Below are 14654 nucleotides of genomic sequence, written 5' to 3' on the forward strand. Positions count from 1 at the left end.
TCAGTCAAGCCTCGGCATCCAGTAGATCAACAGATAGATCGGGATCCAAGTCGCGACCACGAAATCCCAGTAGAAGACGTTGTCGCCAACGTCCCCGAAACGCCGGCCGTTATAGCCATGGCGCGTGAACATCAGGACCGTCAGCACCAGCGTATCGCCGACGTCGGTAATCAGATGCGTTGTGTGGAGGCCGAGCAGGACCCACAGCATTGAGCCGTACGCATTGGTATCCCAATAGATGTTGAGGGCCGGAAACTCGAACCACCGCACGACAAGCGGTGCGATACCGAGCAGCGACATGACGATCAGGCCGATGCGCACGGGCACCATGGCACAGGCTTCGGCATAGCGGTTCAGTATGTGGTTGGGCACCACGCTGGCGAGCAGCAACAGCGTGACGATGGTGCCTGGCCAATGGTTGGGCGGCGGCACGCCCAGCGGCCATTCGGGCGACAGATAGGCAAGATAAAGATAGGCGCCTGCGGCGAGCGCGAACCCAGTGCCCTCCAGCGCCATGAAGGCGAGAGTGCCCCACCAGGTCGGGCTGCGTGGTCCGAGCCCGAAGGTCGGGAGTTGGGAAAGATCGGCGGTAGGGCGCTGTTTCATTCCTCATCCTCCGGGTCGCCTTTCGGCCAGAACCAGCCGATCAGAGTGATGGCAATCGGCCCGGCTCCCCAGACCACCGCCCACGGGCTGAAGATCGAATAGAGAAAGGTGGCGCCGACGGCGAGCGCGGCGAACAATGGCCAGATCGACGGTGTCGCCGACTTCTCGCGCACATCTGGATGCGCCTCTGCCACGGTCGATATGACAAGTTCGCGCGCGTCGACGCGAAGCCCGGTCGCGACAGGCAGCGTGTCACGTTCGGCCCAGAGCGGCTCGGCGTGGGTAACCACCGGGATCCGAGCGAAATTATAGCTCGGCGGTGGAGAGTTCGTCGCCCATTCCAGCGTGCCAGCATTCCAGGGATTGTCCCCCGCCGGGGCGCCCCTCGAGGCGCTGTACACCAGGTTTATAGTGAACAGAACGAAGCTTAGGAACAGGATGACCGCGCCGGCTGTGATGAACAGGTTGATGTTGCCCCAGCCGAGTTCCACCGGATAGGTGTAGACCCGCCGCGGCATACCCCACAGGCCGACAATGTGCATCGGAAAGAACGCCGCATTGAAGCCTAGGAAGGCAAGCCAGAAGTGCCAGCGTCCGAGACGTTCGCTCATCATCCGGCCGGTGATCTTGGGGAACCAGAAATAGGTCGCGCCGAGCAGCGGGAACACCGACCCGCCGATCAGCACGTAATGGAAATGCGCGACCACGAAATAGGTGTCGTGCACTTGCAGGTCCAATGGCACCGACGCCAGCATCACCCCAGTCAGGCCGCCCGCGACGAACGTGAAGAAGAAGCCGAACACAAACAGCAGCGGCGTCCGGATTACAGGGCGTCCGTCCCACAATGTCGCCAGCCAGCAGAAGATCTGCAGCCCGTTCGGGATGGCGATCAGCATGCTCGAGGCGGTGAAGAAGCTCGCGCCGAGCTTGGGCAGACCGGTTGCGAACATGTGGTGAACCCACAGGCCGAACGACAGAAAGCCGACCGCGATCAAGGCCAGTACCATGCCCAGATAGCCGAATACCGGACGCCGGGCGAAAGCGGCGATGATCGAGGACACCACGCCGGTAGCCGGCAGGAATATGATGTAGACTTCGGGGTGGCCGAAGAACCAGAACAGGTGCTGGAACAGCAAAACGTCGCCGCCCTCGGCGGGATTGAAGATATGGGTGCCGACCAGCCGGTCGAGGATCAGGAACGTCGACGTGATCATGACCGCCGGCATGGCGAACACGATTACGAAAGAGGTGACCAGCATCGCCCAGACGTAGAGCGGAATCTTATCGAGCGACATGCCCGGCGCACGCTGCTTCAGCACGGTTACGATGGTGGCGACCGCGACCGCCAGCGATGACACTTCGGTGTAAGTGATCATCTGCGCCCACACGTCGGAACGCTTGCCTGGCCCAAATTCAGGACCGGACAGCGGCACGTAGGAGAACCAGCCGACGTCGGGCGCCATGTCGAGTGCAAACGACACCCAAGCGAAGAGGCCACCGGAGAGATAAATCCAGAAGCTGAATGCATTGAGGCGCGGAAAGGCGATGTTGCGGGTGCCGACCATCAGTGGCACGAGGTAGATGCCGGTCGCCTGAACGATCGGCACTGCAAACAGGAACATCATGGTCACGCCATGCATGGTGAACAGCTGGTTGTAGCGGTCGGGCCCGATCAGCCCACGCTCCGGCCCCGACAGTTGGATGCGCATGGCAACGGCGCTGAGGCCACCGAGGCACAGGAAGACGAAAGCGGTGATCAGGTAGCGCCGCGCGACAATTTTGTGGTCGACGCTCGAGAGCGCACCGATGATGCCTGGCGCCGTCTGCCATGTCCGCGCCAACCAGCCGTCAAGGCTGGAGTCGTCGAGGCCGGTGTCGCGAGGACCGTCGCGCTCGGGAGCTAGGTCACCCTTTTGTGCTGCGGCGCGTTGCTGGGCGAGGTCACGCCCATGGGCCAGGTCGGCGCTACTCATTTCAAGCCCTCGAGATAGGCTACGATTGCATTCAGCTCGTCCCCGTTCAGTCCCACCACGGGCATGTGGGCACCTGGCTTGATCCCTTGCGGATCGGCTATCCAGGCAGCGAGATTGCCCCGGCTCATCGCCAGCGTTCCGGCAGCGAGCGTCCGCCGGCTTGCGATATGTGTAAGGTCGGGAGCGACCGTACCGCCGGCGATGGTGCCGCCGATCTTGTGGCACATCACGCAGGGCCGTTTGAGGAACAGGTCGTGGCCGGTTTTGGCCTCGGCCGACACGGGGGCGGCCGCCGGCCGCAGCTGATCGTTCAGCCAGGCATCGAAGACGGGCCGAGGTTCGGCGATGATGAAGGTGCTCATATTGGCATGCTGCGCGCCGCAGAACTCGGCGCACTGGCCGCGATAGACGCCGGGCTTGTCAGCCTTCAGATCGAGAACGTTCTCGTGGCCTGGAATGAGGTCCAGCTTGCCCGAGAGGTTCGGCACCCAGAAGGAATGGATGACGTCGGTCGAGGTCACTACAAGCCGCACCGGCTCGCCCGCCGGGATGTGGATTTCATTGGCGGTCGTCAGGATGCGGTTCGGCTGATCATTTTCGTAGCGCACCTCCCACCACCATTGATGCCCGGTCACCCGGATCGTCAGCGCCGCATCCGAGCCGATAGCAGCGAGCGTCCGGTTGGCGAAGTAGCTCAGCAGGGTCAGGCCTACCAGGATCAGGGCGGTAGCGGCGAGTGCGGCGACGACAATTCGCATCTTGCTGCGCTCGGCGGCAGCTTCGAGTACAAGTGGATCGCCGAGCGGCGCCGCGCGCCGGGCCAATGGCATGATCAGCACAGCCAGCACTAGAAGCCAGACCACCGTGCACAGCGCGGTGAAGAACCAGATCAGCCACGCAAGCTCACCCGCGGCCGGGCCTTTTGGGTCGAGCGCCGATTGCCAGCCGCTGCATCCTGCAAGGAGCAGCATGAAGGCTGCGCCGCAGCACACCCTGCAAACAAGGCGGTTCACGGCGACTTCCCCAGAGTCGCGGCATCCGGCAGGCGATTTTCGGATGGATGGGGCATCATGTCGTCGTCGCGGCTCGGCGCAGCGGATTTTGGCGCGTTGCCGCTCAACGCGCGGACGAAGGCGGCAAGCTCCCAGATCTGGTCGTCCGGGATCTTGTCGCGGAAGCTCGGCATGCCGTTTGGCCGACCGTCCCTGATCGTGGCGTGGATGCTTTCGATCGAGCTGCCATAGAGCCACTTCTTGTCCATAAGGGCCGGGCCCATGCCGCCACCGCCATTGGCATGGCAACCGGAACAGTTGAACCAGTTGAACAGACGCTTGCCCTCGCTGAGGTGGAAGGCGTTGGCCTCGAACACGCCGGCCTTGGTATCGGACGAGGCCGGCCGTTGGCCGCCCGGCTCGAGGGCCGTCACGGCTGACGGTTGGTCGCCCGAGCCGAGCGCCGACTGTGGACGCGTGTCGCGTTCCTCACGCTGGCACCCGGAAACCGCGAGGATCGCGAACACCAGCAAGGGAAGACCGCGCTTCATTTCAAGGCGCTCCGACAGGATCGAGGCGGGGCACCTGGTAGGCCGCCAGGATCGCGTCGATCTCGTCGCGGTGTCTGGTCAGGGCGGCGTTCACCTCGTCGCGCAGCGTATCGTCGCCACGGCGCACGCCCATCGAGATGTCGTAGATCATCGGCAGTTGCGGGCCGTCCACGCGCGGCGAAACCGGCGTGATCCGCAGCGCCACCTTCTGCTTGGATGCGAAGTAGCCGGCCAACGGTCCCCAGACGACGGCCATGTCGATGTCGCCATTCGCGACCGCCTCAATAATGCGCGCTGGCGGGTTCGGCGCCGAATAGTCGCCATAGACGGGGAAACCGATGAGATGGCCGACGATGCCGCGGCGGCCAAGCGCCTGGACGGGCGGCGAGTTGGCGCCGTCGTCGCCGATCAGTTGGACGCCAATGTGCAGATCGCGCAGGCGAGGATCGTTGAAGGACGTGATTTCTGGCACATCCTTGCGTGTCACGAACACATAGGAAGACCGGTAGTAGGGCGCGGTCATGCGCAGCATCTCGAGATTGACGGGCGCGCCGGGCACCAGATCGCACAAGCCGGCTTTCAGCGTGTTGCGGACGAAGCCGCGCCGCTGTGCCCACCACGTGTAGGACACCGTCGCACCAAGCTCCCCGGCGACGAGTTCGGCAATCTTGTTTTCAAAGCCTTCCCTGGCGGCATTGGAGAACGGCATGTTGTTGGGATCGGCGCAGATCCTCAGCTCGCGCGCATCGGCAAGGGTGGCGACAAGCGAGAGCGCCAGTGCGCCAACCGCGACGGCTAACCGCCGCGAACGCGTTCTCCGTGGCCGCGCAACTCGGCCGATCGTCTCAAGGCAGCCGGAACACATACAGCGTACCTCCCGGCGTGGTTACATCCTTCAGATCTTTCATGACGTTGACGAAGCCGAGCGCGGCGGTGGCGTCGCGCGGGTCGAGATCGCCGGATACGATCGCGCCGGCCCAGCCACCGACGCCCGAAAGAATCGCGACATATTGGTGCCCGTCCGGGCCGCGATAGGTGATCGGCTGGCCGATGATGCCGGACGACGTCTTGAACTGCCAAAGCAGTTCGCCGGTCCTGGCACTGATCGCCTTGAACCAGCCTTCCATAGTGCCGTAGAACACGACGTTGCCGGCGGTGGCGACGGCGCCGCTCCACACCGGAAAGTTCTCCTTCAGGCTCCACGCCGGCTTGGCGGCGGCGACATCCCAGGCCGTGAATGCACCACGATTGCCGCCCGGACCGGGAATCATGCGCACGTTCATGCCGACATAGGGCGTGCCAGCGATGTAATTTACCTCGACGCCTTCTTCGTCCATGCACATGTTGTTGTGCGGAATGTAGAGCAGGCCGGTCTTCGGCGAGAAAGCCGAAGGCTGCCAGTCCTTGAGGCCGGACGCGGTCGGGCAGATGTCGCGCACGACCTTGCCGGTGCCGGTTTTTTTGTCCGGATTTACAATCAGCCGGCCGGTCTTGAGGTCGACGCCCTTGCTGGAATTGACCGGCCCGAACGGCACTGCCGACAGGACCTCGCCCGTGGTGCGATCCAACAGATAGACGTAGCCGTTGCGTTCCGGCCGCACCAGCACCTTGCGGGGCTTGCCCTGCCAGGTCATGTCGAGCAGCACCTGTTCGTTGATGCCGTCGTAGTCGTGCAGATCGTGCGGGGTCCATTGATAGAACCATTTGGCTGCGCCGGTGTCGGGATCGCGGGCAAAGATGCCGGCGGTCCATTTGTTGTCGCCAGGCCGCAGATCCGGATTCCACGGACCGGGATTTCCGGTGCCATGGAAGATCAGGTTGAGGTCCGGGTCATAGGAGATCCAGCCCCACACATTGCCGCCGCCGATCTTCCAGGCGTCGGGCGGCCACGACGTCACGCCGAGATCCTTGCCCTTGTCCATGTCGTAATGCGGCTTGAAATCCGGGCCGATCAGCACCTCGGTGTCCGGGCCGGTGTTGTAGGCCGTCCAGACGACGTGGCCGTCGCCGGCGTCGAGCGCCTTGATCCAGCCGCGTACGCCCATTTCGCCGCCGGAATTGCCGACCAGCACCTTCCCCTTTACCACCAGCGGCGCCATCGTGATGGTCTCGCCGACATTGATGTTGCCGATATGGGTGTTCCAGACCGGTTTGCCGGTGGCCGCATCCACGGCGATGGTGTGGCCGTCGAGCGTGTTGAAATAGATGCGCCCGTTGAAGAAGGCCGCACCGCGGTTCACCACGTCGCAACAGGCAACGCCCTGGGCGGCAGGCTCGGGATTGGGCTCGAACTTCCACTTCATCGGCGCGCCGGGCTTGGTAAGGTCAAGCGCATAGAGGATGTTGGGAAACGGCGTCACTATGTACATCGTGTTGCCGACCACCAGGGGCGCAGCCTCCTGGCCCTTGTTGACGCCGGTCGAGAAGGTGAAGGCCACCTGCAGGGTCTTGACGTTGTCTTCGGTGATTTCCGCGAGATCGCTGTAGCGGGTCGAGGCGTAGTTCTTTGCCGGCATCGCCCACTGGCCGTCGTCGGGCGGAGCGGCTGCGGCCGGCGGATTTATCGCAGGGCTTGACGTTGACTGAGCAACCGCCGCGGTAATCAGCGCGAAGCCCGCCAGCAGCGTCCATCCCAGCATCGCAGTCATAGACCTTTTTCCCCCGTTGGCTGACACACTGGTTTGCACGGCCACCTGTCGCACTTTCTTCATTTGTGTATTGACCCGCCCACGCCGGCGCCGAGCTCCGCCGCCACGTCCGCCTCACTTCCGGCACACAATGGATGCCCCCAGCCGGAGGCGCTCTTGCCGCCGGGATCGAGGTCGTAAATGATGGCGTCCTTGCGGTCTGGGTTGATGCCGGCCGGCACCTTGTCCAGCCCCAGCGCGGCGCGCACGCGCCAGGCGACATTGTGGTCGGCACAAGAGGAATCGCCGCTTATGCCAAGCGCCCCGACCATCCCCTTGGCGTCGTAAAGAGCCAGGCCGCCGCCAAATGCGACGACACCGCCGATGGGCTTTCCCAGCAACGGATCGCTGGAGCTTCCAAATGTCGAAGGATCGCCGGCATAGGCTACCGCTGGATTGACCGGATTGGTGGCCTGCAGGCCGTATAGAGGACCGCCGGGCTGCACCGGCGCATAGAGGTTCGCGGTGGACAACGCCATCTGGGCGAGGCTGAGCCCGTTGGCGGTATTGGCTTTTTCGGCGGCGATCAGCCGGCTGCCGGGCCACTGGGCGTCGGCGGTAGGCCCGCTGAACGCGACGGCGCAGACCGTTCCGTCGCGAGCCACGACTGCGGCCCATTCATGAGTATCGAAGCCGCCATTGCCCGGGCCGCCGCTTGCTTTGACGTTGGCCTTGAGAGCGGCCAACAATTTGTCGTGGTCGGCCGGGCAAGGTGCTTGAGCCCAAGCTTTTTGCTGGACGGCGCAGATCGTAAGCAGGAACAGACATAATGCTACTGAGTCAATCCGATTGCGATCCATCAGCTGCGCCGTGTTTGTTGAACACTCCCAACGCGTGACAGGCGCAGAAGTGCCAAATGGAATGAAATAAATATCGGATGGGGTGAGCTAAACTCGGCGGCGGGCGCTCGGGAGGCATTCAATCCGAAATCGGAGTTATTCTCCCGGTGGTCCGGGCTCGGCTGGAACGGAGCGGTATCTATTGCAGTTGTGTCGAATGCTGTCTGCAGTCGAGCAACTGGCCCAATCGGTGAAAGAGCGACGAGCGATCCTGTTCGTTGGAGCCGGGGTGTCGATGAGCGTCGGCTTGCCGTCTTGGCAAAAGCTCATCGAGCACATGCAAAACGAGCTCGGCCTTCACGAGGACATGATAGGCGCACCAGAGGCCAGCTATCAGGCCATTGCAGAATATTACCGGCTGAAGCAGGGGAGCCTCAGCCATTTGCGCAGTTGGATGGATCGCGAATGGAGCGTCTCGCGGGAAGAAGTGCAGCGATCGGCAATCCACAAGCTGATCGTATCGCTCGATTTTCCGATCATCTACACCACCAATTATGATCGCAACCTCGAGGTGGCCTTCGAGATCCATAGCCGCCCCTTTGTCAAAGTCGCCAATGCGAAGGACTTGCCAAAGGCCACCGGCGAGGTGACGCAGATCATCAAGTTCCACGGCGATTTCGACGACGATAAATCGTTGGTCCTGGCGGAGACCGACTATTTTGAACGGCTGTCGTTCGATTCGCCGCTCGATGTGAAATTTCGAGCCGACGCGCTAGGGCGCACCATCCTGTTCATCGGCTACAGCATGTCCGACATGAACATCCGTCTGCTGCTGCATCGGCTTTGGCAGACCTGGCGCAGGTCCGGTTACGAGAAGAACCGTCCGAAATCCTTCATCTTCATGTCGCAGCCGAGCATCGTCCAGGAGGCTGTTCTCGGCCGCTGGGGCATCGATATGCTGACCGAAGAGGCCGACGATCCTGAAGACGCGCTGCTCGCATTCCTGAACGAACTCAAGGACAGGGTCGGCCGGCCGGACGGCGCGTGAGAAAACCTGCGGAAACGAATTGGTCAGGCAGTGGGAACCGGCTGATCCGATGTGAGTTCGGGAGGACTAACATAGCCGGGACCGAGCCTTGGTGGGCGCACGCAAACACAAGCGAAGAATGTATGCCAAACACGACCTGTCGGCCGAGTTGGCCTATGAGATCGATTTTTTTGCCCGCAAGTGCGGCCTGACGAGGGACGAAGCGCTCAAGATGATGCGAGATGCCGGCCAGTTGAAGGACGGCGCAAAGGCATCTTGCGAAACCGGGGCGAAGTAGCGACGTGGATCCCGCTTCGTGGACGGCTTTTGTCGGAACGGTCATCCTGATGCAGATGCCGCCGGGGCCCGACAGTCTGCTGGTGATTGCGCGCGGCATCGGGCAGGGCCGTGATGTTGCCCTGTTCACCGTCCTGGGAATGACCCTCGGCGCCGGTATGGTCCAGCTGCCGCTGCTTGCCCTCGGCATATCGTCGCTGCTCCAGGCATCGCCGTTTGCCTTTGCCATGCTTCGATGGATGGGCGCAGCCTATCTGGTTTGGCTTGGATCGCGTCTGGTGCTGCTGCCGTCGGCCGGCGTCGCCGTCGAGGAGCCCCGCAGTGTCGGGGCGCTTGTGGCCGCACGCGAAGGAATGATCGCCAATCTGATAAATCCCTGGCCGATAACCTTCATGCTAGCTTTCCTTCCACAGTTGGTCGATCCCTCCCGCGGATCGGTCACGCTGCAATTGCTGCTGCTCGGTGGCACCCAGAAAATGACCGGTGTGTTGGTGCTGGGCACATATGCACTCGCATCCGGCACGCTCGGGACCTGGGTCATGAAACGCCCGAAGGTAAGGCTCTGGCAGCAGCGCGTGGCAGGCTGCTTCGTCGTCTGTCTCGGTATCCGCATGGCAGTCGGTGGCGCGCACCGCTGAGGACCAAGCGATGCACCGGCCACCGCCGATGGAACATCCGCCGACAATTTTCGTTGACCTGCTCCACAAGGCGAGAGGTCGAACATGTCGAAGTTCCAAGCCGCTACCCCGGAGCGTTTGCAGCAGCTCAGGCTTGAGGCGACGGCGCACTTTGCGCCACTCATACTGCGCGAGGCGCTGGTGCGTCTCTGCCGGGCCTGCGGAAACGATAATCTCGACCGGTTCGAGAAGACGATGGTCGACCAAATCGAGGCATCGCGTGACGAAAAAGCCGATTTCGACACGATGAAGGAATTTGCCATCGAACAGCTCTACGGCTGGATTCGAGAGGTAAAGTCTTCACCGGACATGAAGCAGCCACTGGAGAACGTAGATACCCGAAGGACCCCCGGCCGGTCTGAAGAGCCGCAAACGCTGGAAGACCAGTTGCAGGCGGGTCTGGAGGATTCTTTCCCGGCAAGCGACCCACCGGCTGTTGTGTCCACCGCGATTCCCGGCGGATCGAAGAAGCTGGTCGGAACCGACGAGGTCCTCAGGCAGCAGCGCGAGAAAAAGGCCGAGAACGCCAATCATTCGCGATAAACCAAGCTTTGGACGGAACTGCGGGAAAACAGCGTGCCGGTTCACCCGCTGTCCGACATGAAGGCTGTCAGGCCACGCGCGTCATGCGGCTCGCCTTCGACAAGAATGTTCGCCTCCCAAGCGGCGTCGACAAATGCTTGCCGCGCTTTGCCGGACGTAATTTCACCGGTCCGGGCGCGATTCAATACATCAGCGGCCGCCAGCGCCAGCGGAGCATTGCGCGCCGGCCATTTCTCGCTTTTCAGGCAATGTACTGCTTCGAAAACGGAACTGACCAATCGCGATCGCCCAGGCTTGCCGAAATAGATGCAAACAGGGGTATCGAACTCTGTTCTCAGCACCGTATTCCTCCCGGTTCAAGCAAGGTGGCCGCTTCAAGCAAGGTGGCCGCTTCAAGCAAGGTGGCCGCTTCAAGCAAGCTGGGCGTCTTCAGGGTCTACACGGCCGTCCGATGGGCATTTCGGCCAGACGTCGTGGCCCTTCGCAGCTGTTGTGGGGCGTGCTGGTATTTCGGCTGCGATATCGTAGGCCAGAATGCCCGCCTTGCGGGCGAACGTATCGAACGCCGCGCGCACCGTCTCGACGTCGACCTCGTCAGCCAGCCCGGCGCGACAGGCGTCGAACGCCGCCTTGTGCGCCGGACCGCGGCTCGGCCATTCGTTTAAGACGTCATAGGCCTGCCAGATATTCTCGACATGGCGAGGGAAACCAAGGCCGACGAGAATTGGAACGGGACGGCCAAACGATTTTTTTGTCATCTGTGTCTCCGCGAAAGAGCCCGTCGCATCAACGTCCGGGGCGCACACGAGGCTCATGCTCTTTAACGCGGGATTGCTGCACGGGTTGCAGCAGGTTTGTTCGATCGTGCGCAGCCGGTCACTTGTTGGTCCGCATCTTTTGCCGGGGATTGATACCGCCTTGCGGCGTGGTGTCGTTCTCGACATCGCCTTCGAACGTATTGTTGCCCTGATCGAGCCGGTCGCCCTCCTTGATCGTGCCCCTGGAACTGCCGATGCCGGGATCGTTGGCAAGATCGCTATCGGCCGGCGTTTTGCCTTTGGCGTGCTTGTTTCCTGTCATGGACTCCTCCTGTTTCTTGAGGTTGCGGGCCGCCCTTGAGGTCGCAGCCAAGGCTCGCTGCGAGATCGCATTTCGACGCGCCAAATGTCGGCGCGCGAATTTGTCGGACGACCTTGATTTTGAACTCCGCGATCCCGATGGTTGTTCCGTCAAAAATATCGCCGTCGCCGGGATTGCTCAGCCAAGTCCTCTCCGGTGTCTGGAGCCGGGTGCTTTCGCCAACCGGAACGATCTTTCGCCCAATGCATTTAACTGGTCTGCGCTCACGAACTCATTCTGGACGGGAGCTGGACCATTGCCACCTACAGCCTACGCCTTGGCGACTCGCGAAACCGAAGAAGTTTCCATCGTCGACCTCATACCCGCTTTGAGGGCTTTCGCCCGCACCTTCTGCCGCACCCCCGATGATGCCGACGACCTGGTCCAGGAGACGCTGACCAAGGGCTTGGCTAACATTGACAAGTTCGAAGCTGGAACGCGCATGAAGTCATGGCTCTTCACGATCATGCGCAACACCTACTACACGCGTGTCAGGGCCGCGGTGAGGGAAGCGCCCGGCCTGCTCGACTGCGCTTCGCTGCGGCCGATCTCGGAAGCGACGCAGGAATGGTCCGTACAGGGCAAGGAGGTCCACCAGGCCATCCAGAGCCTTCCTGAGCATCAGCGCGAGGTTCTGATGTTGATAGGCGTTCTGGGCGTCAGCTATGAGGAAACGGCCGAAATATGCGGTTGCGCGGTGGGAACCGTGAAGAGCCGGCTCAACAGGGCACGCGCCGGCGTGCTGGAATACCTTGGCGAAAGTTCCTCGCAAACCCTGATGGAAAGGCGCAGCTATCTGTCCGAAGGACAACTGGACTTCGAAGCCGAGAGGCGCCGCTAATACACGTGACGTTAGTTGCTGGTCTCGCGCAAGCGCCTTTCGACAAGCGCATGCTGCAACTCGATCGCAAGTTTGGTCAGCCGGTCAGGAACCCTTTCCTGTTCGATGGCCGCAAGCAAGGAAGCGATTTCCCGGTCTATCGTCAGATCGGCACGCGTGCTGACAGAATCTTCCCTTGAGCGAGACATCGCGTTCTCTTGGCAAATGTTGGTCCCTTCACCTCACTCTGGTGGCAACAGTGCGAGTTTGCAAGAATTTGCAGGCCATCCATGCGACCGGCTTCGGTCCTTGCACAGCTTCGTCAGCGGTTGGCCTCTCGCTGCGTTTCAATTGCTCGCCGGCTGCAAGCCATATGCCGCCGCAACGATCAGTCTTCAGGCCGCCGATCCGCCGAATGATCCTGGTACTGCTCGGACTTGACCCGATTGCCGTCGAGCCCACGCTCCTTGGTGTGCTGCTTCTTGTCTCTGTTGGACAGAACGGCGTTCTCTCCGATCTTGTCCTTGGAAAGATCGGTCATCGCGCCAGCGCCAGCGCCTTTGCCGTGACTGCCGCGACCGATGTGCTTCTTGCTGCCGGACGCCATCTTGTCCTCCTTCATACCGTCGAATAGCGGCTTTTCCCGTTCGGCATCCGAACCAGCGTTGGGCCGCAATGTTCCGCCGGAAATCGTAAGCAGGAAGGCATCGCCGTCCCAGTGCCGGAACGGCTTTTCGCCGTCGACAAGGACTTGCATGCCATTTGCGTTGGCGAAGTTTTGGACATCGGCGCGATCCAGCGCCGGCGATCCGCGATATGAATAATTCAAAAGCGCGGCCATGCCCGGCCTCTTCAGCACGCGCGCGATTTCCACGAAATGTCGCTCCGCAAGGCCGGCCAGCACCAGATAGGGAAAGCTGTCGACGGCCAGCACGCGGTCGAAGCTGGCATCGCAAAAATCGGCAAGATCGAAACCGCGCGCAGGGCGGAATTCCACATTGCCGAGCCCGGCGCATCGCCGGCGGGCGATCGAGATCATCGCTGGGGATATATCGACGCCGACGAGCCGGTGCGACAGAGCGGAGAGCGCGCGTTCGAAGCGACCGATACCACAGCCGATGTCCAGTATGTCGCGGCCGGTGCCGGTAAAGCCTCGCCTCTCCAGCCATGCGACGATCTCAGCCGTAGCGGCAGAGAGGTTTTCCTCATCGCCCAACGACGACAGCTGGACGCTCGCCGCCGGGGAGATCGCCGCCGCCGCGTCAAACCCGGCCGCCAGCCGCTTGACGACCGCATCGTCGGTCTCGTCCTCGCCACGCTCGTGCCGAACGGCACCACCTGTTTTGCGCAGCGTGGCGAAGATCTCGGGCCTGCGCCGAAGCAGGTCGGCAATCCGTTGCAGTTTTGCCGTGTTTCGCGGGTCAGCCGAGTGCGTGTTTTGCGCAATCTTCGCCAATTCTGCAGCATCGATTCCTGTCTCGAAACGGAGAGCCAGCCTGGCGATGACGGCTTCGACGCCGGCACCGTCTGCCATGCAATCCTCCAGCACCCGCCTTGCTGATATCGACCGCCGAGATTCTGGCTGGGTCGCGCTCATCGCCCTTTGCTCCGCGTCCAGATCTTGCGCATCGTCCACCGGTCGACGGCGCCCCAGCTGTACTTGTAGGCCTCTTGTCCGCGCAGAAAATCGAACTCTTCCGCGCCTTCGCAGATCGCCTGCCTTATCGCCTGGCCGATGAGCAGCGCGCCCGGACTTTCCTCGGCATAGGCCGGATCGAAGCCACCGAAATAAGCGCAAGCGCGGCCACGATGATGGAACCCGTAATAGGCGCCCACGATCGCGTTACCGATCGTGATGAGCCAGCATCGGGCAAGCACCTGTGCGACCAGCTGCGGCAGCGCCTGACGGTGGAATGCTTCAACGCGGGAATCGGACAGAACGCCGTCGCCGTGTCCGGCCCAGCGCGCGCGATGAAGGCGGATCAGGTGGTCGAGGAATGTCTGCGGATCGGACAAAGCGGGTTCGATGGAGACACTGCCGCGTCTCGACGCGGCCCTGTGGGCGCGCCGCAATTGGCGCCTCCGCCGTGCCGGAACGCAGCCTTGAAGCGTCTGGTCGCCGGCGAGGGCGAGCACCGGGCAAGCGGCATGACCGACGGCTTGGCACGATTCGAGCGCGGCATGCCTGATGGCAAGGCCGGCGCCGCCGGGAGGCAGGTCCTGCAAGATCCACTGTGACCAGCCGACGGAAAGAACGGCGCCACCGATGACTGCGCCGACCGGTTCGGCCATCTCGGGAAGACAAAGGACATCCAGATAGTCGCTCAACGAAATGCCGAGCGGAAGCAATCGCGCGGCGGCGTCGTGGCGTTCCAGATAGAGTGGCGCCAGGCCGACCAGATCGTCGCCACGCCAGACGGCGACCGTCGCTAGCTCGCCGGGAGCAAATGTCCGCCACCATGGCAGCAACCATGCGGGAGACTGGAACGGCGTCGCCGAGGGACTGCGCGACCAGAGTTCCCACCAGTGCGGCTCGAGGGCTTCGAGGTCCGCCGGATCGTCGATGATCTGACTGCGGAGCAT

Annotated in this window: 18 protein-coding genes and 1 pseudogene; 6 read left to right on the top strand and 13 right to left on the bottom strand. The window is 62.3% G+C overall.

What is annotated here, in order from left to right; genetic code table 11:
• The 7 genes from NKI72_RS02750 to NKI72_RS02780 are packed head-to-tail and all read right to left on the bottom strand — an operon-like array spanning position 1 to position 7495.
• Positions 1-606 (bottom strand): cytochrome c oxidase subunit 3, encoded by a 606-nt coding sequence (locus NKI72_RS02750; RefSeq protein ID WP_352472857.1) that lies wholly within the window; start codon positions 604-606, stop codon positions 1-3.
• On the bottom strand, positions 603-2579 hold the full coding sequence (gene ctaD, locus NKI72_RS02755) for a cytochrome c oxidase subunit I (RefSeq protein ID WP_352849887.1): 1977 nt from the start codon (positions 2577-2579) through the stop codon (positions 603-605). The genes NKI72_RS02750 and ctaD overlap by 4 nt, the downstream gene beginning before the upstream one ends.
• Positions 2576-3550 carry a cytochrome c oxidase subunit II gene (gene coxB, locus NKI72_RS02760; protein WP_352849917.1) on the bottom strand — a complete coding sequence of 325 codons (975 nt, stop codon included), beginning with the start codon at positions 3548-3550 and terminating at the stop codon, positions 2576-2578. Before coxB ends, ctaD begins: the two co-directional genes overlap by 4 nt.
• 38 nt (positions 3551-3588) lie before the next feature.
• Positions 3589-4122: a c-type cytochrome gene (locus tag NKI72_RS02765; RefSeq protein WP_352830893.1), complete on the bottom strand. Its 534-nt coding sequence runs from the start codon at positions 4120-4122 to the stop codon at positions 3589-3591.
• A 1-nt stretch (position 4123) separates the two neighbouring features.
• Positions 4124-4987 carry a substrate-binding domain-containing protein gene (locus NKI72_RS02770; RefSeq protein WP_352502167.1) on the bottom strand — a complete coding sequence of 288 codons (864 nt, stop codon included), beginning with the start codon at positions 4985-4987 and terminating at the stop codon, positions 4124-4126.
• On the bottom strand, positions 4968-6770 hold the full coding sequence (locus NKI72_RS02775) for a methanol/ethanol family PQQ-dependent dehydrogenase (protein ID WP_352502168.1): 1803 nt from the start codon (positions 6768-6770) through the stop codon (positions 4968-4970). Before NKI72_RS02775 ends, NKI72_RS02770 begins: the two co-directional genes overlap by 20 nt.
• A gap of 59 nt (positions 6771-6829) precedes the next feature.
• On the bottom strand, positions 6830-7495 hold the full coding sequence (locus NKI72_RS02780) for a GlcG/HbpS family heme-binding protein (RefSeq protein WP_352502169.1): 666 nt from the start codon (positions 7493-7495) through the stop codon (positions 6830-6832).
• 310 nt (positions 7496-7805) lie between these two features.
• Here NKI72_RS02780 and NKI72_RS02785 point away from each other — a divergent pair, with 310 nt between their 5' ends.
• From NKI72_RS02785 to NKI72_RS02800, 4 genes are all read left to right on the top strand, one after another.
• Positions 7806-8636 carry an SIR2 family NAD-dependent protein deacylase gene (locus NKI72_RS02785; protein ID WP_352472864.1) on the top strand — a complete coding sequence of 277 codons (831 nt, stop codon included), beginning with the start codon at positions 7806-7808 and terminating at the stop codon, positions 8634-8636.
• Positions 8637-8754: 118 nt separating this feature from the next.
• Positions 8755-8913: a hypothetical protein gene (locus tag NKI72_RS02790; protein ID WP_352472865.1), complete on the top strand. Its 159-nt coding sequence runs from the start codon at positions 8755-8757 to the stop codon at positions 8911-8913.
• Positions 8914-8917: 4 nt separating this feature from the next.
• Positions 8918-9550: a LysE family translocator gene (locus NKI72_RS02795; RefSeq protein WP_352502170.1), complete on the top strand. Its 633-nt coding sequence runs from the start codon at positions 8918-8920 to the stop codon at positions 9548-9550.
• Between the two features lie 84 nt (positions 9551-9634).
• Positions 9635-10132: a hypothetical protein gene (locus NKI72_RS02800; RefSeq protein ID WP_352472867.1), complete on the top strand. Its 498-nt coding sequence runs from the start codon at positions 9635-9637 to the stop codon at positions 10130-10132.
• A 41-nt stretch (positions 10133-10173) separates the two neighbouring features.
• Here NKI72_RS02800 and NKI72_RS02805 read toward each other — a convergent pair whose 3' ends face one another.
• The 3 genes from NKI72_RS02805 to NKI72_RS02815 all read right to left on the bottom strand — a co-directional run bounded on the left by NKI72_RS02805 (position 10174) and on the right by NKI72_RS02815 (position 11212).
• On the bottom strand, positions 10174-10473 hold the full coding sequence (locus tag NKI72_RS02805) for a DUF982 domain-containing protein (protein WP_352502171.1): 300 nt from the start codon (positions 10471-10473) through the stop codon (positions 10174-10176).
• A 69-nt stretch (positions 10474-10542) separates the two neighbouring features.
• On the bottom strand, positions 10543-10890 hold the full coding sequence (locus tag NKI72_RS02810; RefSeq protein ID WP_352849888.1) for a DUF982 domain-containing protein: 348 nt from the start codon (positions 10888-10890) through the stop codon (positions 10543-10545).
• Positions 10891-11008: 118 nt separating this feature from the next.
• The gene (locus tag NKI72_RS02815; protein WP_292657608.1) at positions 11009-11212 is read right to left on the bottom strand and encodes a hypothetical protein; all 204 of its coding nucleotides are present in this window, start codon (positions 11210-11212) and stop codon (positions 11009-11011) included.
• Between the two features lie 316 nt (positions 11213-11528).
• Here NKI72_RS02815 and NKI72_RS02820 point away from each other — a divergent pair, with 316 nt between their 5' ends.
• Positions 11529-12092, top strand: coding sequence for a sigma-70 family RNA polymerase sigma factor (locus tag NKI72_RS02820; protein ID WP_352488584.1), 564 nt, complete (start codon positions 11529-11531; stop codon positions 12090-12092).
• Positions 12093-12142: 50 nt separating this feature from the next.
• Positions 12143-12271, top strand: coding sequence for a hypothetical protein (locus NKI72_RS02825; protein ID WP_352502174.1), 129 nt, complete (start codon positions 12143-12145; stop codon positions 12269-12271).
• Positions 12272-12459: 188 nt separating this feature from the next.
• On the opposite strand, the gene NKI72_RS02830 is transcribed toward NKI72_RS02825, so the two are convergent.
• The 3 genes and pseudogenes from NKI72_RS02830 to NKI72_RS02840 form a co-directional block, all read right to left on the bottom strand.
• Complete coding sequence (locus NKI72_RS02830; protein ID WP_352502220.1) at positions 12460-12678, bottom strand: hypothetical protein; 219 nt, start codon at positions 12676-12678, stop codon at positions 12460-12462.
• A gap of 192 nt (positions 12679-12870) precedes the next feature.
• A pseudogene (locus NKI72_RS02835) lies at positions 12871-13668 on the bottom strand (class I SAM-dependent methyltransferase); the annotation flags it as partial.
• Complete coding sequence (locus NKI72_RS02840) at positions 13665-14654, bottom strand: GNAT family N-acetyltransferase (RefSeq protein ID WP_352502175.1); 990 nt, start codon at positions 14652-14654, stop codon at positions 13665-13667. The gene NKI72_RS02840 and the pseudogene NKI72_RS02835, both read right to left, overlap by 4 nt.

This window comes from Mesorhizobium sp. M0437, from assembly GCF_040321335.1.
Lineage (GTDB): Bacteria > Pseudomonadota > Alphaproteobacteria > Rhizobiales > Rhizobiaceae > Mesorhizobium.

What these genes read in the sequence shown, in the direction of transcription:
- NKI72_RS02830 (WP_352502220.1), bottom strand. Translation starts at nt 12,678, where the DNA reads ATGGCGTCCGGCAGCAAGAAGCACATCGGTCGCGGCAGTCACGGCAAA.
- NKI72_RS02790 (WP_352472865.1), top strand. Translation starts at nt 8,755, where the DNA reads ATGTATGCCAAACACGACCTGTCGGCCGAGTTGGCCTATGAGATCGAT.
- ctaD (WP_352849887.1), bottom strand. Translation starts at nt 2,579, where the DNA reads ATGAGTAGCGCCGACCTGGCCCATGGGCGTGACCTCGCCCAGCAACGC.
- NKI72_RS02810 (WP_352849888.1), bottom strand. Translation starts at nt 10,890, where the DNA reads ATGACAAAAAAATCGTTTGGCCGTCCCGTTCCAATTCTCGTCGGCCTT.
- NKI72_RS02840 (WP_352502175.1), bottom strand. Translation starts at nt 14,654, where the DNA reads ATGCTCCGCAGTCAGATCATCGACGATCCGGCGGACCTCGAAGCCCTC.
- NKI72_RS02785 (WP_352472864.1), top strand. Translation starts at nt 7,806, where the DNA reads ATGCTGTCTGCAGTCGAGCAACTGGCCCAATCGGTGAAAGAGCGACGA.
- NKI72_RS02775 (WP_352502168.1), bottom strand. Translation starts at nt 6,770, where the DNA reads ATGACTGCGATGCTGGGATGGACGCTGCTGGCGGGCTTCGCGCTGATT.
- NKI72_RS02765 (WP_352830893.1), bottom strand. Translation starts at nt 4,122, where the DNA reads ATGAAGCGCGGTCTTCCCTTGCTGGTGTTCGCGATCCTCGCGGTTTCC.
- coxB (WP_352849917.1), bottom strand. Translation starts at nt 3,550, where the DNA reads ATGCTGCTCCTTGCAGGATGCAGCGGCTGGCAATCGGCGCTCGACCCA.
- NKI72_RS02800 (WP_352472867.1), top strand. Translation starts at nt 9,635, where the DNA reads ATGTCGAAGTTCCAAGCCGCTACCCCGGAGCGTTTGCAGCAGCTCAGG.
- NKI72_RS02750 (WP_352472857.1), bottom strand. Translation starts at nt 606, where the DNA reads ATGAAACAGCGCCCTACCGCCGATCTTTCCCAACTCCCGACCTTCGGG.
- NKI72_RS02815 (WP_292657608.1), bottom strand. Translation starts at nt 11,212, where the DNA reads ATGACAGGAAACAAGCACGCCAAAGGCAAAACGCCGGCCGATAGCGAT.
- NKI72_RS02770 (WP_352502167.1), bottom strand. Translation starts at nt 4,987, where the DNA reads ATGTGTTCCGGCTGCCTTGAGACGATCGGCCGAGTTGCGCGGCCACGG.
- NKI72_RS02825 (WP_352502174.1), top strand. Translation starts at nt 12,143, where the DNA reads ATGCTGCAACTCGATCGCAAGTTTGGTCAGCCGGTCAGGAACCCTTTC.